We start from the raw sequence: 21543 nt of genomic DNA, 5'->3' as shown, positions 1-21543 counted from the left end.
TATGTGGATACTGCCCGATTGACGAAGACGAACGAGGGCATTCGATGAAGACCATACGCTGGGGCATGATCGGCTGTGGCAGTGTCACTGAGTTAAAGAGTGGACCCGCTTTCTACAAAGCGCCAGGTTCAGCATTGGTGGCCGTGATGGGGCGGCGTAGCGAGGCGGTGCGCGATTATGCAGCGCGGCATGGCATTGCACGTTTTTATACCGATGCCCAGGCACTGATCAATGACCCGGAGGTGGATGCGGTCTACATCGCCACACCGCCCGACAGTCATCTTGAATACAGCCTGATGGTGGCTGCGGCGGGCAAACATTGCTGCGTCGAAAAGCCCATGTCGCTGAATGCCGAGCAGAGCACATTGATGCAACGCACCTTTGAGCGCGCGGGGTTGCACCTGTTTGTTTCTTATTATCGGCGCTCGTTGCCGCGCTTCCAGCAAGTGCGCAATTGGTTGCAGGAGGGGCGCATCGGCGAGTTGCGGCACCTGACCTGGACCCTGTGCAAGCCTGCCGCTGCAGCTGATAGCAACGCCGCCAATTGGCGCACCGACCCGGCCATTGCCGGTGGCGGATATTTCGCCGACCTGGCCAGCCACGGGTTTGACCTGTTCCAGTACCTGGCCGGGGATATTGTCGAGGTCTCAGGCTTTTCTGCGCGCCAGGCCGGGCGCTACGCGGCGGAGGATGCTGTAACGGCCTGCTGGACCTTCGCCAATGGTGCCTTGGGCATGGGCTGCTGGAATTTCGTGGCGGACCGCCGCGAAGACCGTGTCGAACTGATCGGCAGCCATGGCCGCATTCAATTTTCAGTGTTCGAGGATCAACCATTGCGCCTGGAAAGCGAAACCAGCGAGGTGTTGGAAGTGCCGTGCCATGCGCATATCCAGTGGCACCACGTATTGGGCATGAATGCGCATATTCGCGGGGACGCCGAACATCCGTCGCTGGCGATCGAGGCGTTGAAGACCGATATCATCCTGGACAAGGTGCTGCAACGTTACTCCAACCATCCCTAGCTGCCGCGATAGCGTGAGACTTCATTTTTAAAGGAATACGGGATGAAATACTGGATGGTGTTGTGGCTCCTGATCGCCACAGTTGCAACGGCGGCGCCGCGTGACCAAGGGCTACCGGGGGAGTTTGACTTTTATGTGCTGTCGTTGTCGTGGTCTCCGACCTTCTGCCTGACGCACCCAGGCAATGAACAGTGCACGGGCAAGGGCTATGGGTTTGTGTTGCACGGCTTGTGGCCGCAATACGCGCGGGGAGGGTGGCCGGCCTCCTGTGCGCCACACTCACGCTTGAATGCCGAGGAAATGGACAAGGGCGCGGCGCTGTTTCCAACCCGTGCGCTGCTCAAGCACGAGTGGGCCAAGCATGGGACCTGCAGCGGGCTCGAACCGCTGGAGTATCTGGACAAGACCGACACGGCCCTCGGCGCGGTGGTCATTCCGCCACAACTGCAGCCATTCAATACGCCCGCGTCGCTACAGGCGCGTGAGATTGAGGACTTGTTTCGCGAGAGTAACCCGCGCATGGGCAATCACGGCTTGGCGGTAATCTGCAAGGGCAAGGTGCTGTCGGAGGTGCGCGTGTGCCTGACCAAGGAGCTGGCATTCACCGGGTGCCCGCGCAGCGTGAAAAGCCAATGCCGTAGTGGTGATATTCGTATTCCGACGCAGCGCTGAGCTCAGTTGCGGGGGCCAGCTTCTTGCTCCCGTGACGGCGTGTAAGTCGCCGAATCTATATCTGATGTGCTGGGGTCCAAATGTGGGAGGGGGCTTGCCCCCGATGGCGGCCTAAGAGCCGACCAGGATGCTGGACTTTGATCGAGTGCATATCCGTTATTTGGGTAACGGCTGATATGGGTTCCGCCCTTACGGCGGGTCACTTTCGAAAAGCGCGAAAGTAACCAAAGCGCTCTTGCCCCACCACTCGGCACCTCGCTCAGGCTCGGTGTGCCCGTAATCCGCCAGTGATTTGGGGGGCCGCCGCCACGCGCCATCCATGGCGCGGGGCGGCTAAACCGGCATCCCTGCCGGTTTACCCCCCAAATCCCTGTCGAATTCCGGCCAGCGTGGTTTGACGGGGCGCCTAAGATCAAAAGCAGAGCAAGAGCTAGAGCAAGAGCGGCTCGCTTCGCATCGTGGTTACGGTTGGCTAACTACACAGTTGTGTTGATAGGTATGCCTTGATGGCGTGGAGGTTGACCGCCGACTGACGGTTATTGTCAGAAATTTCCCACAGGAGTACAAATGTACTCCATGACTAATCTTACTCCTCGCCGTACCGCCATCCTGACCTTCATCCGCGAGCGCATCGCGCAGCAAGGCCAGCCCCCCAGCCTCGCCGAGATCGCCGAGGCGTTCGGCTTTGCCTCGCGCAGCGTCGCCCGCAAGCATGTGGTGGCGTTGACTGAAGCCGGCTTCATCGAGGTCAACCCCAATCAGGCCCGTGGCATTCGTTTGCTCAATCAACCTGCGCGTCCCGAGTGGCTGGATGTCCCGGTACTTGGGCGGGTGGCGGCCGGCCGGCCCATTGGTGCCGATGCCGACGTGCACAGCCGCTTGCAACTGGACCCGGCCACTTTCGCCAAAACCCCCGATTACCTGCTGCGCGTACAGGGTGATTCGATGATCGAAGACGGCATTCTCGACGGCGACCTGGTGGGTGTGCGCCGCAGTGCCGAAGCTTTGAACGGGCAGATTGTGGTGGCGCGCCTGGACGGTGAGGTCACCATCAAGCGCTTCGAGCGCAACGGCGAGCGCGTGCGTTTATTGCCGCGCAACCCGGCGTATCAACCCATTGTGGTCGGCCCTGATCAGGACCTGGCCATCGAAGGGGTGTTCTGCGGCCTGGTGAGGCAAGGCTGATGGGCGCCGTGGTTGCGCTGGACTCGCTGTTCAATGGCGGGCGAGTCTGGAAGGGCCGTCCCGCTGCGCCACCGGCCAGCGTGCACCCAACGGGGCTGGCGGCGCTGGATGCGGTGCTGCCCAGTGGCGGCTGGCCGGAAGCGGCCTTGAGTGAAATCCTCATGGCCCGGGATGGGGTGGGCGAATTGCAACTGGTGCTGCCCACCCTGGCGCGCTTGTCGGCCCAGGGTGAGCGCATTGTGCTGGTGGCGCCGCCCTATACGCCGTATCCCCATGCCTGGCAGAACGCCGGAGTGGATATCCGCCAGCTTTCCATTATCCAGGCCCAGGAGCGCGATGCGCTGTGGGCGGTGGAACAATGCCTGCGCTCGGGCAGTTGCGGTGCGGTGTTGTGCTGGCCGCGCAAGGCTGATGATCGGGCCTTGCGGCGTTTGCAGGTGGCGGCGGAAACCGGGCAGACCCTGGCGTTCGCCTGGCGTTCCTTGAGTGAGGCGGTCAATGCCTCGCCCGCGGCCTTGCGCCTGGCGGTCGAGGCAAAGCCTGCGCAAGTGCGCGTGCTCAAGTGCCGGGGTGGGTTGGCCCATCCGGCACCGATTGCCCTGGCGGGGCATTGAGGTTGCCATGCGTTGGGTCTGTATCGTCTTCCCGCAATTGGCGCTGGACGGGGCGCAGCGTGTGCACCCCGAACCCGATCAGCCTCTGGCGCTGCTGGCCGGTACGCCGCAGCGACGTGTGCTGCAAACCGTCAATACCGCCGCCCGTGCCCTGGGCTTGCGCCCTGGTCAATCGTTGACGGCCGCCCATGCCGTGGCCAAAGGCTTTGCCTGTGTGGAATACGACCCTCTGGAAATCGAGCGCTTGCAGCAGTTTCTTGCCGCCTGGGCTTACCGCTTCAGTTCCCAGGTCAGCCTGTATTACCCACGTGCCTTGTTGTTCGAGATCGAGTCGAGCCTGGGCCTGTTCGGGCCCTGGTCGCAGTTCGAGGCGCGCTTGCGCAAGGAGTTGACCGAGCTTGGCTTTCGTCACCGCATCGTCGCTGCGCCCAACCCGGCGGCGGCGCGGGTGTTGGCAAATCTTTACGATGGCCTGGCCGTGGCCGATGATAACGCCTTGATGCAGGCCCTGGCGCCACTGCCTGTCGACCGCGCCGGTCTTGAGCCGCAGGCCGCCACCGCCTTGTCCCGCATGGGCCTGCGCACCCTGGCCCAGGTGCAGGCATTGCCGCGGCATACCTTGGCGCGGCGCTTTGAGGCCAGCCTGCTCAAGCATCTCGACGCCCTGAGCGGGCAACGGCCCCTGGCATTGGCGTTCTATCAGCCGCCGGACCAGTTCGAGGCGCGCATCGAGTTGAACTTCGATGTGCAATCCCACCAGGCCTTGCTGTTTCCATTACGACGCTTGACCGGCGATTTGTCGGCCTTCCTGTGCGGCCGTGACAGCGGCGTGCAGCGCTTTGACCTGCACCTGGAACATGCCCAGGCGCCCGACAGCGTGATCAAGGTGGGCCTGCTCAGTGCCGAGCGCGAGCCCTTGATGTTGTTTGAGCTGGCCCGTGGGCGCCTGGAGCAGGTCCAGGTCACCTCGCCGGTACGTGGTTTGCGCCTGGTGGCCGAGGACTTGCCGGTGTTCGTGCCTCAGCGCCAGGACCTGTTCGACGACCGCCCGCAGCAAACCCTGCCGTGGGAACAGTTGCGCGAACGTCTGCGCGCGCGCCTGGGGGATGAGGCGGTGCAGGGCCTGCGCTTTCACGCCGACCATCGCCCCGAATGCGCCTGGCAAGCCGCGACCGACAGCCGCCCATGCCCGAGCTTGAACAAGGTGCGGCGCCCCGGCTGGCTGCTGCCCGAACCGACGCTGGTGGCCGAGCAGGGCGTGCATATATTGATGGGCCCGGAGCGCATCGAATCCGGCTGGTGGGATGGCGCCGATATCCGCCGCGACTATTACCTGATCCAGACCCGCGCCGGCCAGCAAGGCTGGGCCTACCGCAATGTGGGGTGCAGCGATGGGCTGTGGCTGCAAGGCTGGTTTGCATGAGCTCTGTAGGAGCGAGCTTGCTCGCGAAGGTCGTCAACGATGACGCCGGCATCCTGAATGAACGCGGCGCCTTCAAGTTTTTCGCGAGCAAGCTCGCTCCTACAGCGGCGAATAGCGCATGAGCTACGCCGAACTGCATTGCCTGTCCAATTTCAGTTTCCAGCGTGGTGCCTCCAGTGCACTGGAGCTGTTCCAGCGGGCCAAACACCAGGGTTACAGCGCCCTGGCAATCACCGATGAATGCACCTTGTCGGGCATTGTACGGGCCTGGCAGGCGGCGAAAGCGGTGGGCTTGCCGCTGATTATCGGCAGTGAAGTGTGCATCGAAAACGGCCCCAAACTGGTGCTGCTGGTGCAAGACCTCAGCGGCTACCAGCACCTGTGCAGGCTGATCACTCTGGCCCGGCGCCGTGCCGAAAAAGGCCGTTACCGTCTGCTGCAGGAAGACTTCGAGCAACCACTGCCCGGCCTGCTGGCGCTGTGGGTGGCGCAGGACCACGACACCCAGGCCTCGATCCAATGGCTGCGCCGCACCTTCGCCGGGCGCCTGTGGTTGGCGGTGCAATTGCATTGCGGCCAGGACGACGAACACCACCTGGGACAACGCCTGAACCTGGCCGCCCAGTTGCAGATCCCGGCGGTGGCTTGCGGGGATGTGCACATGCACGCTCGCGGCCGCCGCGCCCTGCAAGACACCATGACCGCCATCCGTCATCACGTCGCGGTGGCCGACGCCGGTACGTTATTGCATCCCAATGGCGAGCGGCATTTGCGCAGCCTCGATGCCCTGGCCGCGCTGTACCCGCAAGCGCTGCTTGACGAAACCCTGGCGATTGCACGGCGTTGCACCTTCGACCTGAGCCAGTTGCGCTATCACTACCCACGCGAACTGGTGCCGACAGGCCATGACGCCGCCTCCTGGTTGCGTGCGGTCACCGAAGAAGGCATTGCCCGGCGCTGGCCCAAGGGCGCCGATGCCAGGACCTTGCAGCAGATCGACAAGGAACTTGGACTGATCAGCGAGTTGGGCTACGAAAGTTATTTCCTCACGGTTCACGACATTGTGCGCTTCGCCCGCAGCCGTTCGATCCTGTGCCAGGGCCGTGGCTCGGCGGCCAATTCGGCGGTGTGTTTTGCCTTGGGAATTACCGAAATCGACCCAAGCCTGACCGACATGCTGTTCGAGCGCTTCCTCTCCAAAGAGCGCAATGAACCGCCGGATATCGACGTGGACTTTGAGCACGAACGCCGCGAAGAAGTGCTGCAATACGTATTCCAGCGTTACGGCCGCCACCGTGCAGCGTTGACTGCGGTGGTCAGCAGCTACCATGCCGCCGGCGCGGTGCGCGATGTGGCCAAGGCCCTCGGGCTGCCGCCGGACCAGATCAATGCGCTGGCCGACTGCTGCGGGCGCTGGAGCGATGACGCGCCACCTCTTGAACGCCTGCGTGAAAGCGGCTTCGACCCGGACAGCCCACTGCTGCGCCGCGTGTTGACGCTCACCCGGCAATTGATCGGTTTCCCCCGGCACCTGTCCCAGCACCCTGGCGGTTTCGTGATTAGCGAATACCCGCTGGACACCCTGGTACCGGTGGAGAACGCGGCCATGGCTGAGCGCACCATCATCCAGTGGGACAAGGATGACCTGGACGCCGTCGGCCTGCTCAAAGTGGATATCCTCGCCCTCGGTATGCTCAGCGCCATCCGCCGCTGTTTCGATTTGCTGCGTCGGCATCGCAACCTGGATTTGAGCCTGGCGAACATTCCCAAGGAAGATCCGGCGACCTACGCCATGATCAGCAAGGCCGACACCATCGGCGTGTTCCAGATCGAATCGCGGGCACAGATGTCGATGTTGCCCAGGCTCAAGCCGCAAACCTTCTATGACCTGGTGATCGAAGTCGCCATCGTGCGCCCTGGGCCGATTCAGGGCGGCATGGTGCATCCGTATTTGCGCCGCAGGAACAAAGAGGAAGCAGAAACCTATCCTTCACCCCAATTGGAGGCCGTGCTCAAACGCACCCTGGGTATCCCTTTGTTCCAGGAACAAGTGATGCAGATCGCCATGGTCGCCGCCGACTACAGCCCTGGTGAGGCCGACCAGTTGCGCCGCTCCATGGCCGCCTGGAAACGTCACGGCGGCCTGGAGCCGCACCAGAAACGTCTGCGCGACGGTATGCTCAAGAACGGCTACACCAAAGCCTTTGCCGCGCAGATTTTCGAGCAGATCAAAGGCTTTGGCAGCTATGGCTTCCCCGAATCCCACGCGGCCAGTTTTGCCCTGCTGACCTACGCCAGTTGCTGGCTCAAGTGCCATGAGCCGGCGGCTTTCGCCTGTGCGCTGATCAACAGCTGGCCCATGGGTTTCTACAGCCCGGACCAGATCCTGCAGGACGCCCGGCGCCATCGTTTGCAGATCCGCCCGGTGGATGTGCAAGCCAGTGACTGGGATTGCAGCCTGGAGCCTATCGATGGTCGGCAACCGGCGATTCGGATGGGCTTGCGTATGATCTCGGGGTTTCGCGAGGACGATGGGCGGCGCATCGAAGCCGCACGCCAACGGCAACCGTTCAGCGACATCGCCGACCTGGACGCCCGCGCTGGCCTGGATGCCCGGGCCCAGGCGCTGCTGGCGGATGCCGGAGCCTTGCGCGCCCTGGCCGGCAACCGGCACCAGGCCCGCTGGGACATGGCCGGTGTGCACAAGCAACTCGGCTTGTTTGCCGGCCAGCCAAGTCCGGATGAAACCGTGGTGCAATTGCCCGCGCCCAGCGTAGGCGAGGACCTGCAAGCCGATTACGCCACGCTGGGCACCACCCTTGGGCCGCATCCCCTGGCCTTGCTGCGCACCGAGTTGCGCAAGCGCCGCTGCCGCAGTTCCCAAGAGTTGCTGGCGGTGGAGCATGGGCGCAATGTGAGCATCGCCGGTTTGGTAACCGGTCGGCAGCGCCCCGGTACGGCCAGTGGTGTGACCTTTGTCACCCTCGAAGATGAATTCGGCAACCTCAATGTGGTGGTCTGGCGCGACCTGGCCGAGCGCCAGCGCCAGGCGCTGGTGGGCTCGCGCCTGCTCAAGGTGGATGGGCGCTGGGAAGCGGTGGGCGAGGTGCGGCATTTGATCGCAGGGCGCCTGACCGATTTGACGCCGCTGTTGGATGGAATCGTGGTGCGCAGCCGGGATTTTCATTGAGTTCAGTGGTTTGTGCATTCCAATGCGTACAAGATGAAACCATCCACCGTCGGCGCGCTCCAAAACTTGCGATTGTCTACTCCTGCGCACAGAGCCTAATGATGCAATTTTTATCCAACCCCCACGGCTGTGAAGGCTGGGCCGGCGAAATGGCTCAGCGGATACGCACGTTTGACTGGTCAACGACCGACCTTGGCCCTCTGGATCAGTGGTCCACAAGCCTGGCTTGCACCGTGCAAATGATGCTCGCCTCACCGGTGCCGATGGTGATGTTGTGGGGGCGGGCGGGGTACATGATCTACAACGACAGCTATTCGGCATTTGCCGGCGGGCGCCATCCCTACCTATTGGGCACGCCGGTGGAGCTGGGCTGGCCGGAGGTGGCCGAATTCAATCGGCATGTGGTCGATACATGCCTGGCGGGCGGGACCTTGTCGTTCAACAACAAGGAACTGGTGTTGTCGCGTCACGGCCGGCCGGAAAGCGTGTGGCTGGACCTCTATTACAGCCCGGTGGCCGGTGATAATCAGGAGCCGGCCGGTGTGCTGGCGATTGTGGTGGAAACCACCGAGCTGGTGAAGTCCGAGCGGGTACGTCAGGAACTCACCCATAACCTGGAGCAACGCGTGGCCGCTGAGGTGCAGGCGCGCTCTGCCGCCGAAGACCAGTTGCGTCAGTCACAAAAGCTGGAGGCGATTGGCGGCCTCACCGGGGGCGTGGCCCATGACTTCAATAACCTGCTGCAAGTGATCGCCGGCAATCTGCATTTGCTTGCCCGGCATGAACCGGATAATTGCCAGGTGCAACGTCGCGTCACCGCGGCCATCGCCGCAGTCGAGCGTGGGGCCAAGCTGTCCTCGCAACTGCTGGCGTTTGCCCGACGCCAACCATTATCACCGGCGGTGTACAACCCGCAACGCATCTACGCCGGTCTGGGCGAGTTGCTGCAACGGGCGCTGGGCGAAACCATTCATATCGACGTGCAACTGCCCCAGGACTCCTGGTGCATCAATGTCGACCGCAACCAGTTGGAAAACGCGCTGCTTAACCTGGCGATCAACGCCCGGGATGCCATGCAGGGCGAGGGGGTAATTCGCATCACCGGGGAAAACGTCATCCTCAACCCCAACGATTGCGTCGGTAAAAGCATCAGGCCCGGCGAGTACGTGCGCCTGGCGGTGTCCGATACCGGTGTAGGCATGTCCCAGGCGACCCTCAAGCGCGCCTTCGAACCCTTTTTCACCACCAAGCGCGAAGGCCACGGCACCGGCCTGGGGCTGAGCATGGTGTTTGGTTTTGTACGCCAGAGTGGTGGGCACGTGGATATGTGGAGCGAGGAGGGCAAGGGCTCAGTGGTACAGATGTATTTTCCCCATAGCCTGGAGCCCGAATGCCTCGACGACGACAGTGACGTGGACCTGCAAGGCGGCGGCCAGGAAACCATTCTGGTGGTCGAAGACAATGAAGGCGTGCGCCTGACGGTGGTCGAGTTGCTGCAGCAGTCGGGCTATACCGTACTGACCGCCGAAGATGGCGACCGCGCGATGCAGGTGTTGCAGCGCGGCGCGGCGCCGGACCTGATCTTCACCGACGTGGTGATGCCAGGCCGGGTCAAGAGCACCGACCTGGCCACTTGGGCGCGTGCGCAAAACCCGCCGGTGGCGGTGCTGTTCACCTCCGGCCACACCCGCGACATTCTATCCTCCAATCATTTGCTCAGCGCCGACATCCACCTGCTGAGCAAACCCTACAGTCCTGATGCCCTGACTCAACGCGTGCGCAGGGTGCTCAGCGCAAGACAAGGTTGCCCATGACATCACAGCGCAACATCCCTGCGGTTAGCGCCCAGCAATCGGGCTTTGTCAGGGTGCGTGGCGCCCGTGAACATAACCTGCGTAACGTCGACGTCGATATTCCCCGCGATGCCCTGGTGGTGTTTACCGGTGTGTCCGGCTCCGGCAAATCGTCCCTGGCGTTTTCCACCGTGTATGCCGAGGCGCAACGTCGCTATTTCGAATCGGTGGCGCCCTATGCGCGGCGCTTGATCGACCAGGTAGGCGTGCCGGATGTGGACAGCATTGAGGGCTTGCCGCCGGCGGTGGCCCTGCAACAGCAACGCGGCACACCGAGTGCGCGCTCCTCGGTGGGCAGCGTCACTACCCTGTCCAGCCTGATCCGTATGCTGTACTCCCGCGCCGGCAGCTATCCGCCGGGGCAGGCCATGCTGTATGCCGAGGATTTTTCCCCGAACCTGCCTCAGGGCGCGTGCCCGCAATGCCATGGTTTGGGTCGCGTGTATGAAGTGACCGAAGCACTGATGGTGCCCGATCCCTCCTTGACTATCCGCCAGCGTGCGGTGGCGTCGTGGCCGCTGGCATGGCAGGGCCAGAACCTGCGCGACATCCTTGTGACGCTGGGCTATGACGTCGACATCCCTTGGCGTGAGCTGCCGAAAAAACAGCGCGACTGGATCCTGTTCACCGAAGAAACCCCCACCGTGCCGGTGTACGCCGGCTTCACCCCGCAGCAGACCCGCGATGCGTTGAAACGCAAGCTCGACCCCAGCTACCAGGGCACCTTCAGCGGCGCCCGGCGCTACATCCTGCACACCTTCGCCCACACCCAAAGCGCGCTGATGAAAAAGCGCGTCTCGCAGTTCATGCAGGGCAGTGCCTGCCCGTTATGCCACGGCAAGCGCCTCACCCAGGCAGCGCTGTCGGTGAAGTTTGCCGGGGTGGATATCGGTGAGTTGTCGCAACTGTCCCTGGCACAATTGGCCGAGTTGCTGCAGCCGGTGGCGGCGGGGCAGGACAAGATGAAATTGTCGGTGGAAAAACGCCTGGCAGCCCAGCGCATTGCCCAGGACTTGCTCGAACGGGTGAACACCCTGATCGAGTTGGGCCTGGGCTATCTGTCGCTGGAGCGCAGCACGCCGACCCTGTCGTCGGGAGAGTTGCAGCGCTTGCGCCTGGCCACCCAGTTGGGCTCGCAGTTGTTCGGCGTCATCTATGTATTGGACGAGCCCTCGGCGGGCCTGCATCCGGCGGATGGCGAAGCGTTATTCAGCGCGCTTGAGCGATTAAAGGCTGCGGGTAATTCATTGTTTGTGGTGGAGCATGATCTGGAAACCATGCGCCGCGCCGACTGGTTGATCGACGTGGGCCCGGCGGCCGGTGAACATGGCGGGCAAGTGCTGTACAGCGGGCCCCCTGCGGGGTTGGAGGCTGTCGAGGCGTCACAGACCCGTGAGTATCTGTTTGCCCCACAGCGCCCGGCCAACGTGGCGCGGCGCAAGCCCAGCGCTTGGTTGAAGCTCGACGGGGTGACGCGTAATAACCTCCAGGACCTGACGGTGGAATTTCCGCTGGGCTGCTTTACCGCGGTAACCGGTATTTCCGGCTCGGGTAAATCCAGCCTGGTCAGCCAGGCGTTGCTGGAGCTGGTGGGCACGGGGCTTGGGCGCGTGCTGGAAAACGACGACGAACCCAGCCTGGAAGACGCCGCACCGCAAGCCAGCGGCGGGCGTATCAGTGCCGGGCTGGAACACATTCGCCGCCTGGTGCAGGTGGACCAAAAACCCATCGGTCGCACGCCGCGCTCTAACCTGGCGACCTACACCGGGCTGTTCGACCATGTGCGCAAGCTGTTCGCCGCTACGCCGGCAGCCAAGAAGCGCGGTTATGACGCCGGGCAATTTTCCTTCAACGTCGCCAAGGGCCGGTGCCCGAACTGCGAGGGTGAAGGTTTTGTCAGTGTTGAGCTGTTGTTTATGCCCAGCGTGTACGCGCCATGCCCCACCTGCCATGGTGCGCGCTATAACCCCGAAACCCTGGCGATCAAATGGCAGGGTTTGAACATCGCGCAGGTGCTGGGGCTGACGGTCGAGCAGGCAGTGGAAGTCTTTGCCGAGGAGGCTGGCGTACTGCGCTCATTGCAAGTGCTGCGCGATATCGGCCTGGGCTATTTGCGTCTTGGTCAGCCCGCCACCGAACTGTCCGGCGGTGAAGCCCAACGCATCAAGCTCGCCACCGAACTGCAACGCAATGCCCGCGGCGCTACCTTGTATGTACTCGATGAGCCGACCACCGGCTTGCACCCCAAGGATGTGGACCGCTTGCTCAGCCAGTTGAATCAACTGGTAGACGCGGGGCATAGCGTGGTTGTGGTCGAGCATGAGATGCGTGTGGTGGCCCAGAGCGACTGGGTCATTGATATCGGGCCGGGGGCAGGGGACCAGGGCGGGAAGGTAGTGGTGTGCGGTACGCCGCACAAGGTTGCCAAAAGCAAGAACAGTCGCACCGCGACTTACCTGGCCCAAGCGCTAACCTGATAGCCAAATGTGGGAGGGGCCAAGGCCAGGCAGTTGTAGGAGCGAGCTCGCTCGCGAAAAACCCATAGGCGCCGCGATTATTCAGGAAGCACGCGTTATCGTTGGCGTTTTTCGCGAGCAAGCTCGCTCCTACAGGCATTAGGGCACGCCCCATCCCACCTGTTGATCAGCGTTTGTTCAGTTGGGTCTGCTCCCTGGCCAGCTTCACCACATTCTCCACGGTAAACCCGAACTTTTCCTGCAACTTGGCCAACGGCGCCGACGCGCCAAAGCTGTTCATCACCACCTTGGCGCCGGTTTGCCCGACGTAGCGATCCCAACCCAGAGGGCCTGCTTGCTCTACCACGACCCGGGCCTTTATCGCGGGCGGCAAGACGCTGTCGCGGTAGGCTTGATCCTGGTCTTCAAACAGCTCCCAACTCGGCATCGATACCACTTGCGCGGCCACGCCTTCGCCCCTGAGTTGCTCGTAGGCAGCCACCGCCAGGCTGACCTCACTGCCGGTCGCGATCAGTATGACCTCAGGCTTATCCGCACCAGCCAACACATAGGCACCTTTGGCCGCACCGGAGGCGCACGCATACCGGGTGCGGTCCAGGGTCGGCAGCGCCTGGCGCGACAGCACCACGCAGCTTGGCCGATGGGTTTGCGCCAGGGCCACCTTCCATAACTCCAGGGTTTCATTGGCGTCGCCCGGGCGCAGGGTCAACAGCCCCGGCGTGGCGCGCAGTTGAGTCAGGTGTTCGATCGGCTGGTGTGTAGGCCCGTCTTCACCCACGCCGATGGAGTCATGGGTAAACACGAAAATCACCGGTATTTCCATGATCGCCGCCAGGCGGATCGGCGGTTTCATATAGTCGCTGAACACCAGAAAGGTCGAGGTGTACGGACGCAGATAGGACAGCGCCATGCCATTGGCAATCGCACCCATGGCGTGCTCGCGGATGCCGAAGTGCAGGTTGCGCCCGCTGTAGTCATCGGCGCTGAAACGCCCGGCACCGTCGAAGGTCAGGTTGGTTTTGGTCGACGGCGACAAATCCGCCGAGCCGCCCAGTAACCAGGGGATCTGTTGGGCGAAGGCATTCAGTACCTCGCCGCCGGAGGCGCGGCTGGCAACGCCCTTGGCATCGGCGGCAAAGCTGGGCAGATGCGCCTGCCATTGCTCGGGCATTTCCCCGGCGCGCATCCGGTGCAGTTCATCGGCGCGTGGCGGGTCGAGGGTTGCCAGGGTCTGGTTCCATTCGGCGTACAGCGGTTCAGCGCGCTCGTAGAGGGCATCGCGCAGGACGCTGCGGGCCTCGTCGGGCACCAGAAAACTCGAATCCTGCGGCCAGCCATAAGCAGCCTTGGTCAGGCGAATCTCGTCTTCGCCCAATGGCTCGCCATGGGCGGCAGCGGTGTTGTGCTTATGCGGCGAACCATAGCCAATCACGCTGTCGACCACGATCAGGGTCGGCGCGCCGGTGTTGGCCTTGAAGGTTTCCAGCGCCACGCTCAACGCCTGCAAGTCATTGGCGTCGGTGACATGCTGGGTATGCCAGCCGTAGGCCTGGAAGCGCTTGATCACATCTTCGCTGAACGCCAGTTCGGTGTGGCCCTCAATGCTGATGGTGTTGTTGTCGTAGATCCAGCACAGGTTATCCAGCTTCAAGTGCCCGGCCATGGAGGCCGCTTCGCTGCTGATGCCTTCCATCATGTCGCCGTCACCGCACAGGGTGTAGACGTCATAGTCGAACAGCACCTGGTCGTCGCGGTTAAAGCGCTCGGCCAGCCAACGCTGGGCCATGGCCATGCCCACGCTGTTGGCGCAGCCCTGGCCGAGCGGGCCGGTGGTGGTTTCCACGCCGGTGGTCATACGGTACTCGGGGTGGCCTGGGGTCTTGGAGCCCATCTGCCGGAACTGCTTGATATCGTCGAGGCTGATGGCCGGCTGGCCGGAGCGCTGGCCATGGGCGTCAATTTCCACCACACCGGCCAGGTGCAACAGCGAATACAGCAACATCGACGCATGACCCACGGACAACACAAAACGGTCACGGTTAGGCCAGTCGGGATGTTCAGGGTGATAACGCAGGAAGCGACTCCACAGCGTATACCCCACCGGCGCCAGGCCCATGGGCGTGCCCGGATGCCCCGAATTGGCCTTCTGCACGGCGTCCATGGCCAGGGTGCGCAGGGTGTTGATGCATTGAGTGTCGGCAGCAGTGGCAGCGTGATTCATGAAACCTGTCTCCCTCGGGTGGCGATCTACAGTGGAGGGCAGGGCACGGCAAAGGTTTGATCCCATCGGATGCAGCGCGACGAACGGGGCTGTATTGACCTCAAACATGACAAGACCCATTGGAATGGGCTAGCTTCAAGGGCGTAGACCATTGATCAATCTGTGGAGGTACGCCATGCCAGTGAAACACGACCTGTATCAGGACTTGGGTGTCAGCAAGGAAGACGTTCACAAGCGCAGGGCGGAGGACAAACGGCTGGATTCGCTGCTCACTCAATATGACGACGCCGACGCGAATGTACTGAAAGCGGAAAAAGCCAGTGCCAGCGATGAGGAAGTGGAAAACCTGAAGAAGAAACGGCTGCTGATCAAGGACGAGATCGCCGGGCGATTGGGCTAGGCGCAAACGGCAATATTTGTTCAGATTTGTATGCGCGACATTGCAGGGCTGTGTCTTTATGATGCGCCCCGTCCACCCGGCTCTGGGGACTGTTGCGGCGCAAGGATTGTGCTGCTGAGCCGGGTGGGCATCCTCTTTATGGCAGCAGCGTTGCCATGCATTCATCGATAGAACGCTGCTGCGTCTGGCCATAGAGCTGCAATTCATCCATCGTCTTGCGGCCCAGCGCCTGTTCGAATTCAGCCTGATTGGCATTGGCCGCGTAGCGACTCTGCGCTGCGTCCCCCAGGTTTGACTGGAAGATCCCCGCCGCACTTACCGGCAGAAAATCCTCATACACCAATGGCTCGATCGCGACGTGACCGGCGCTGACCAGTGCTTCCAGCGTGCGCGGCTGATCCGCGTGGCCGCGTGCGGCCAGGCCATGGTCGGTCACGAAGTAGTGAAAGTAAGCCAGGCCCTGTTCGCGCATCTGCGCATGGTTGTCGGGAAACACCTGGAAGTGTTGTTCCATCAACTGCACATAACGCTCGGCGTTGGCCTCATTGGGGAACGCGCCCAGCTCATCGCGGGCGGCGTTCAGCAGTTGGTCATACAGGGCGCGGCCTCTGGGCGTGAGCGCTACGCCGCGTTGTTCGATTTCGCCAAAGCGTGCGCTGTGGCTACCCTGGGCGTCGCTGAAGGCGATAGGTTCGTCGAGCGCTTTGAAGCTGGTCTGGCGCAGCAGGATCGGGCACTGGCGCCGCGGTGGGCCTTCGATCACGGCTTTGGGCGTAATGCCTTTGCCGGGCATGGCGGCCTGTACCTGGTCGATGTCCAGGGTGCGTGGCGTGAGGTGGTTGATGTGCGGGCCCCTGAAGGCGACCACATCGGCGATCAGGCGGTGCTGGTTGCTCAGCTGCTCGTATTGCGCCCCTGTGACGGTGGCGGTGTTATGCCAGCGGAACGTCTCCAGGGCCTCGCGGATAAAAGCCTGGGCGTCGCTGGCATTCAAGCCGCCCTGTGTTTCTGCCTGCTCGATCAGCGCCAGTGCGCCGGGGGTGAAGATCGAGCGCTTGGCCAGGGCACTTTCGGCAAAGGCGCGCAGCTCCAGGTTTTCGATCAGCTCCAGGCGCAGCAGTGAAGTGAACACCCGAAACGGGCTGGTTTGCAGCGCGTGTTCATGCACGGCGCGAAAGGCAGTGGAATGCACCGGCACGCCCGCGGGGGTGAGGTCGTAGTAGCCCACCGGTTGCATACCCATGACCGCGAACAGGCGGCTGATGGTTGCCAGTTCTGCGGCAGTGCCCAGGCGGATGGCGCCATGGCGCTCCATGTCCAGGCGCTGGATTTCTCCGGTGCGCTGCAACTGCTGCACCAGCTCGGGTTGGCTGTCGAGTACGCGTGCATTGGTGTGGGCCACTAGTTCGAGCAGCGCGCCGTACAGCGGCACTTCATCGCGGTACATGTCGGACATGGCCTTGGAAAAGCCCTTGCGGATCTCATCGGGGCTGACATGTGCGTTGGCGTGCATAGAAAAATTCCTGATGGCTGTGGCGAGGAAAGTGACCTTTCCCCGATTTTGTTGAGGCGCAGGCCGGCTTGCAAACGAAGATTCCTCTGGACTTCATTCTGCAAATGAATGAGCTGCCATGAACAGGAGCAAAACCCGCCTCTTCCAAGTCTTCATGTGCAACCGGGCGCCATTGGGTTCTACACTGCGCCTCACTGTGTAGGTGATGGAGAACCCTATGACGGCCGTACCCGCAACCCGCCTGCTTGACACGATTGAAGGCCAGCGCCTGGCGACGCAAGATGCCGAGCGTTGGCGTGAATGGGGCCCGTACTTGAGCGAACGCCAGTGGGGCACCGTGCGCGAAGACTACAGCGCCGATGGCGACGCCTGGGCGTCCTTCCCCCATGAACAGGCGCGCAGCCGCGCCTATCGCTGGGGCGAGGATGGCCTGGCCGGTTTCAGCGACAAGGCGCAACGCTGGTGCCTGGGCCTGGCGCTGTGGAATGAGCGTGACGCGATCCTCAAGGAGCGCCTGTTCGGCCTCAATAACGCCGAAGGCAACCACGGTGAAGACGTCAAGGAACTGTACTTTTTCGTCGATGGCGTACCGAGCCATGCCTACATGCGCATGCTCTACAAATACCCCCATGCCGCCTTTCCCTATACCGACCTGATCGCTGAAAACGCCCGCCGTGGGCTGGGCGATAGCGAGTATGAAATCCTCGATACCGGGGTGTTTGAAGACAACCGTTACTGCGACATCAGCGTTGAGTACGCCAAGCACCAGCCCGACGATATGTTCATGCGTGTGACCGTGCACAACCGCTCGGACCAATCGACACGTCTGCAGGTGCTGCCCCAGCTGTGGGCGCGCAATGACTGGAGCTGGACCTTTGATGCGCCCAAACCCAGATTGACGCTGGACGGCGACCGCGTGCTGGCCCGTCATCATGAGCTTGACGATCGCCAGCTCAGCGCCTGGGGCCAGGATGGACTGCAATGGTTGTTCTGCGAAAACGAGACAAATGTTCGAAAATTGGGCGGGCAACCGGCGCCGGGGCCGTTCAAGGATGGCATCAACGATTACGTGGTAGCGGGTGTGGAGTCGGCGATCCGCCGGGATTCGGGCACCAAGGTGGCGGCGCGGTTCATGCTTGAACTGGCGGGCCTGGAAAGCAAAATCCTGTATGTGCGCTTTGCCCCAGTGGGCGCGCCCCAGGTCAATGCCCGCAAGCTGTTTGAACAGCGCCGTCAGGAGGCCGATGACTTCTACGCGGCCCTGCAACAAGGCATCACCGACGACGATGCGCGCAATGTGCAGCGCCAGGCCCTGGCCGGCTTGCTGTGGTCCAAGCAGTTGTACTATTTCGACGTCAATCAGTGGCTCGACGGCGACCCGGCTCAGCCTGCGCCGCCGCCCGAGCGTCTGCACGCGCGCAATAGCCATTGGCGGCATTTGTCCAACTTCGACATCCTGTCCATGCCCGACACCTGGGAATACCCGTGGTATGCCTCCTGGGACCAAGGCTTCCAGGCGGTGGCCATCGCGCTGATCGATCCCGGCTACGCCAAGCAGCAGTTGCTGCTGCTGGTGAAAGACCGCTTCATGCACCCCAACGGCCAGTTGCCCGCCTACGAATGGCGCTTTGACGACGCCAACCCGCCGGTACATGCATGGGCGAGCTGGCGGGTGTATCAGCAGGATAAGGCGCTAACCGGCGTGGGCGATATGGACTTTCTGGAGCGGATCTTCCACAAGCTGCTGCTGAATTTTTCCTGGTGGGTCAACCGCAAGGACGCCGAAGGCCGCAACCTGTTCCAGGGTGGATTTCTGGGCCTGGACAATATCGCCTTGTTCGACCGCTCGGCCACGCTGCCGCCGGGCTATCAGTTGGACCAGGCCGATGGCACTGCCTGGGTCGCGGCCTATGCCCTGGACCTGATGCGTATCGGACTGGAGCTGGCCAAGCGCAACGCCGTGTACGTGGACATTGCGGTGAAGTTTTTCGAGCACTTCCTGTATATCGCCGGCGCGATCAACCGCGTCGATGACAGCGCCGAAGGCTTGTGGGATGAGCAGGACCTGTTCTTCTATGACGTGCTGCACCGTCCCGACGGCCAGAGCGAACCGGTGCGCCTGCGTTCTATCGTTGGCCTGATGCCGTTGTTCGCCGTGCTGGTGCTGGAACAGCGCGAGCATGAGGGCTTGGAAGGCCTGCGCGAGCGTTTGCTGGGGTTTATGCATCACCGGCCTGACCTTGCCAAACTGGTCTCGCGCTGGAACGAACCGGGGCAGGGCAATCGCTTGTTGTTGGCGCTGCTGCGTGGCGAGCGTACCAAGGATTTGCTGCGCCGTATGTTGGACGACCAGGAGTTTTTGTCGGCCTTCGGTGTGCGCGCCTTGTCCAAGGCCTTTGCCGAGCAACCCCTGGCGCTGAAGATGAATGGCGACACCCTGTGCGCCCGTTACCAGCCTGGCGAATCCGACTCACGCCTGTACGGCGGCAACTCCAATTGGCGCGGGCCGCTGTGGATGCCGGTGAACTACATGCTGATCGAGTCGCTGCGCGAGTTTCACCGCTACTACGCGGATAATTTTTCTGTGGAATACCCCACAGGCAGCGGTTATCTGGCGTCCCTTGAGGAAGTGGCCGACAGCCTCAGCCAGCGTCTGACTGGGCTATTGCTGCGCGATGAAAATGGCCTGCGGCCATCCATGGCGGGGTATGCGCAGTTGGAGGCGGACCCGGCCAGCCGCGATCTGGTGTTGTTTCATGAGTACTTTCATGGCGAGACCGGGCGAGGGTTGGGCGCGTCGCACCAGACGGGGTGGAGTGCGCTGGTCGCTTTGCTGCTGCAGCCAAAGGTCTAGCGCCCGGCGCGACGCGGGACCTGTGGCGAGGGAGCTTGCTCCCGTGAAGGCCGGCAGCGGCCGACTATTGAACTGATACCCCGCGACTCTACTGTGGGAGGGGTTTGAATGTGGGAGGGGGCTTGTTCCCGATGGCGGCCTGATAGCCGGCCAGGATGTTGGATTAGACCGAGTATATATCCGTTATTTGGGTAATGGCTGCTATGGGTTCCGCTTTTACAGCGGGTCACTTTGGAAAAGAGCCCCAAAGTAACCAAAGGGCTCTTGCCCCACCACTCGGCACCTCGCCTAGGCTCGGTGTGCCCGTAATCCGCCATGGATTTGGGGGGCCGCCGCCACGCGCCATCCATGGCGCGGGGCGGCTAAACCGGCATCCCTGCCGGTTTACCCCCCAAATCCCTGTCGAATTCCGGCCAGCGTGGTTTGACGGGGCGCCTGAGATCAAAAGCAGATCAAGATCAAGAGCGGCTCGCTTCGCATCGTGGTTACTGTTGGCGACTGCAAAGTTGTGTAGGTACCCATGATTATAGGGACGCATCGATCTGGGCGAGGTGCCGACTTGTGCATTTGGCTAGCGGCAGGTCTTGTCCGGTCTTGTTTCATGAGGCGCCAGCAGATAGTCGACGACAGCCTCGTCCACGCAGCGGTCGATGCCGTTGAGCACCAGGGTGTGCCCGTCTCCCTCACGGGTGACCAGTGGGCTTTTAAACCATTTCGCCATCTGCCGCGCGTTGATGTAGGGCGTGGTCGGATCGAATTGCTGGCCGACAAACAACAACGGAGGCAGGTTCGGTGCGGCCACTGGCACGTGGGCTGAAAGTGTGCCGCGCCATGGCCACAGGTCGCACAGTTCCAAGCCCGACTGTTGCACAGCCAGGTAATTGGTGAAGGGCGAGGCCTCTCGAATCGCCTGTCTCTGCTTGCGCAATAACTGGACATCGCGACCGGGGATTGCGACGTCTGCACAAGAGATTACGCTCAGGGCATCATCGGCATCTTCCCCGACGTTCTCGTCAATCAGCCCGGCTACCTGTTCATCGGCGATCCCGTCGTTGGCCTTGTGCTACAAAGCCATCAGCTCGGGCCAGCGGTCGGACCACAGCAGCAGCGCTTGAGTGGTGGTCAATAGGTCGTCGGCGGTCACTTCGTCCCCATCGGGCGTGATCAAGGCTGTGTCGTATACCTGGCGTAACAATTGATGAAACGCCTTGGTCGCTCCCGCCTCATCGGGCGGTAAAGGGCAGTCACGGTTTTTTGCGCAGTACGCTGCAAAGCGTTTGAAGGTTTGCTGGTAGCCGCGAGCCTGATTCAGTAGCTGGGTGTAATCGTCCTCTGAAAGGTCCACCACACCGTCCAGCACCAATGCACGGGTGTGCGCTGCAAAGCGTTCGGCATACAGCGCCGCGACCTGGGTGCCGTAGGAGTAGGCCACTGCGGTTAAACCGGGTTCGCCCAACGCAGCCCGGATTACATCAAGGTCATTGACCGCGTCGTCGGTACCCATGTGCTGCAAGACCTTTGCGCCGGTATGTTCGATGCAGGCGGCCAGGGTTTTGCGGGCCTGGGCTTCCAAGGCGCCAACGTCGTTTTCGTCGATGACCATTTTTTCGTCACGCTGGGGCAAGGCACAGGAAATCTTCGGTGTTGACTGCCCCACGCCTCGCGGGTCGTAGCCGATAATGTCGTAGGACCGCGTGAGCCTGGCCACGGTGTCGTCATCGGCCAGGAAGGGGTTGATGCCGGGCAGCCCCGGCCCGCCGCTGATCACCACTACGCTGCCCTGTTTGGCGCCAGTGGCAGGCAAGCGGGTCAGCGCCAGCCGTACCTTGTCCGCCTTGGCGTTGCCCGAATATCCCAAAGGCGCCTCAACATAGCCGCACAGCAGATCCTCTGGTGGCTCAGCGTCAAACCAATTGTCGAACGGGCTGTCGGTGCACGGCTGCCAGCGCACAGCGTCGGGTTGGGCGTGGGCAGACTGGGACATGAGGATCAGCGGCAGCAGTACCAGCAGGTGCTTGAGTGTTGACATGAAGAGTGAGTCAGGGCCAAAGGGCGCCTACCTTAACCGAGATAGGTGGCCTGGAATCACGCCTTTACAGAATCACCACAAATGTTCACC

The 21543-nt window shown here is 62.3% G+C and carries 14 protein-coding genes; 10 read left to right on the top strand and 4 right to left on the bottom strand.

Annotated features, from left to right (window positions below):
• The first annotated feature begins 44 nt into the window (after window positions 1-44).
• From JFT63_RS05115 to uvrA, 8 genes are all read left to right on the top strand, one after another.
• Window positions 45-1022, top strand: a complete 978-nt coding sequence (locus JFT63_RS05115) for a Gfo/Idh/MocA family protein (protein WP_057702801.1) — start codon at window positions 45-47, stop codon at window positions 1020-1022.
• Window positions 1023-1064: 42 nt separating this feature from the next.
• On the top strand, window positions 1065-1694 hold the full coding sequence (locus JFT63_RS05120) for a ribonuclease T2 family protein (RefSeq protein WP_057702803.1): 630 nt from the start codon (window positions 1065-1067) through the stop codon (window positions 1692-1694).
• Window positions 1695-2261: 567 nt separating this feature from the next.
• Window positions 2262-2879, top strand: coding sequence for a transcriptional repressor LexA (lexA, locus tag JFT63_RS05125; protein ID WP_057702804.1), 618 nt, complete (start codon window positions 2262-2264; stop codon window positions 2877-2879).
• On the top strand, window positions 2879-3493 hold the full coding sequence (gene imuA, locus JFT63_RS05130; RefSeq protein WP_057702806.1) for a translesion DNA synthesis-associated protein ImuA: 615 nt from the start codon (window positions 2879-2881) through the stop codon (window positions 3491-3493). Before lexA ends, imuA begins: the two co-directional genes overlap by 1 nt.
• Window positions 3494-3500: 7 nt before the next feature.
• On the top strand, window positions 3501-4916 hold the full coding sequence (locus JFT63_RS05135; protein WP_198843542.1) for a Y-family DNA polymerase: 1416 nt from the start codon (window positions 3501-3503) through the stop codon (window positions 4914-4916).
• A 118-nt stretch (window positions 4917-5034) separates the two neighbouring features.
• The gene (locus JFT63_RS05140; protein WP_198843541.1) at window positions 5035-8106 is read left to right on the top strand and encodes an error-prone DNA polymerase; all 3072 of its coding nucleotides are present in this window, start codon (window positions 5035-5037) and stop codon (window positions 8104-8106) included.
• Window positions 8107-8207: 101 nt separating this feature from the next.
• Window positions 8208-9920 carry an ATP-binding protein gene (locus JFT63_RS05145; protein WP_186563263.1) on the top strand — a complete coding sequence of 571 codons (1713 nt, stop codon included), beginning with the start codon at window positions 8208-8210 and terminating at the stop codon, window positions 9918-9920.
• Window positions 9917-12436 (top strand): excinuclease ABC subunit UvrA, encoded by a 2520-nt coding sequence (uvrA, locus tag JFT63_RS05150; RefSeq protein ID WP_198843540.1) that lies wholly within the window; start codon window positions 9917-9919, stop codon window positions 12434-12436. The genes JFT63_RS05145 and uvrA overlap by 4 nt, the downstream gene beginning before the upstream one ends.
• Window positions 12437-12602: 166 nt before the next feature.
• On the opposite strand, the gene tkt is transcribed toward uvrA, so the two are convergent.
• On the bottom strand, window positions 12603-14657 hold the full coding sequence (tkt, locus tag JFT63_RS05155; protein ID WP_186563258.1) for a transketolase: 2055 nt from the start codon (window positions 14655-14657) through the stop codon (window positions 12603-12605).
• A 175-nt stretch (window positions 14658-14832) separates the two neighbouring features.
• Between tkt and JFT63_RS05160 the strand changes: the two genes are divergently transcribed.
• Complete coding sequence (locus JFT63_RS05160) at window positions 14833-15057, top strand: YdcH family protein (RefSeq protein ID WP_057702817.1); 225 nt, start codon at window positions 14833-14835, stop codon at window positions 15055-15057.
• Between the two features lie 136 nt (window positions 15058-15193).
• Here JFT63_RS05160 and hglS read toward each other — a convergent pair whose 3' ends face one another.
• Window positions 15194-16570, bottom strand: a complete 1377-nt coding sequence (gene hglS / locus JFT63_RS05165; protein WP_198843539.1) for a 2-oxoadipate dioxygenase/decarboxylase HglS — start codon at window positions 16568-16570, stop codon at window positions 15194-15196.
• Between the two features lie 217 nt (window positions 16571-16787).
• On the opposite strand from hglS, the gene JFT63_RS05170 reads away from it, so the two are divergent.
• Window positions 16788-19424: an MGH1-like glycoside hydrolase domain-containing protein gene (locus tag JFT63_RS05170; protein WP_186563254.1), complete on the top strand. Its 2637-nt coding sequence runs from the start codon at window positions 16788-16790 to the stop codon at window positions 19422-19424.
• Between the two features lie 571 nt (window positions 19425-19995).
• Here the strand turns inward: JFT63_RS05170 and JFT63_RS05175 are convergent.
• Both JFT63_RS05175 and JFT63_RS05180 read right to left on the bottom strand, forming a co-directional pair.
• Entirely contained in the window at window positions 19996-20352 is a 357-nt protein-coding gene (locus JFT63_RS05175) for an alpha/beta hydrolase (RefSeq protein WP_198843538.1), read from the bottom strand.
• 135 nt (window positions 20353-20487) lie between these two features.
• Window positions 20488-21453 (bottom strand): alpha/beta fold hydrolase, encoded by a 966-nt coding sequence (locus JFT63_RS05180; RefSeq protein ID WP_198843537.1) that lies wholly within the window; start codon window positions 21451-21453, stop codon window positions 20488-20490.
• Window positions 21454-21543 lie beyond the last annotated feature (90 nt).

Source organism: Pseudomonas sp. MF7453 (genome assembly GCF_016405455.1).
GTDB classification, from domain to species: Bacteria; Pseudomonadota; Gammaproteobacteria; order Pseudomonadales; family Pseudomonadaceae; genus Aquipseudomonas; species Aquipseudomonas paralactis.
The sequence above is the reverse complement of the archived record's forward strand: the minus strand, read 5'-3'. Positions and strand labels throughout refer to the sequence as shown.

Coding starts and splice junctions, on each gene's coding strand:
- JFT63_RS05115 (WP_057702801.1), top strand. CDS start 45: ATGAAGACCATACGCTGGGGCATGATCGGCTGTGGCAGTGTCACTGAG.
- JFT63_RS05120 (WP_057702803.1), top strand. CDS start 1,065: ATGAAATACTGGATGGTGTTGTGGCTCCTGATCGCCACAGTTGCAACG.
- lexA (WP_057702804.1), top strand. CDS start 2,262: ATGTACTCCATGACTAATCTTACTCCTCGCCGTACCGCCATCCTGACC.
- imuA (WP_057702806.1), top strand. CDS start 2,879: ATGGGCGCCGTGGTTGCGCTGGACTCGCTGTTCAATGGCGGGCGAGTC.
- JFT63_RS05135 (WP_198843542.1), top strand. CDS start 3,501: ATGCGTTGGGTCTGTATCGTCTTCCCGCAATTGGCGCTGGACGGGGCG.
- JFT63_RS05140 (WP_198843541.1), top strand. CDS start 5,035: ATGAGCTACGCCGAACTGCATTGCCTGTCCAATTTCAGTTTCCAGCGT.
- JFT63_RS05145 (WP_186563263.1), top strand. CDS start 8,208: ATGCAATTTTTATCCAACCCCCACGGCTGTGAAGGCTGGGCCGGCGAA.
- uvrA (WP_198843540.1), top strand. CDS start 9,917: ATGACATCACAGCGCAACATCCCTGCGGTTAGCGCCCAGCAATCGGGC.
- tkt (WP_186563258.1), bottom strand. CDS start 14,657: ATGAATCACGCTGCCACTGCTGCCGACACTCAATGCATCAACACCCTG.
- JFT63_RS05160 (WP_057702817.1), top strand. CDS start 14,833: ATGCCAGTGAAACACGACCTGTATCAGGACTTGGGTGTCAGCAAGGAA.
- hglS (WP_198843539.1), bottom strand. CDS start 16,570: ATGCACGCCAACGCACATGTCAGCCCCGATGAGATCCGCAAGGGCTTT.
- JFT63_RS05170 (WP_186563254.1), top strand. CDS start 16,788: ATGACGGCCGTACCCGCAACCCGCCTGCTTGACACGATTGAAGGCCAG.
- JFT63_RS05180 (WP_198843537.1), bottom strand. CDS start 21,453: ATGTCAACACTCAAGCACCTGCTGGTACTGCTGCCGCTGATCCTCATG.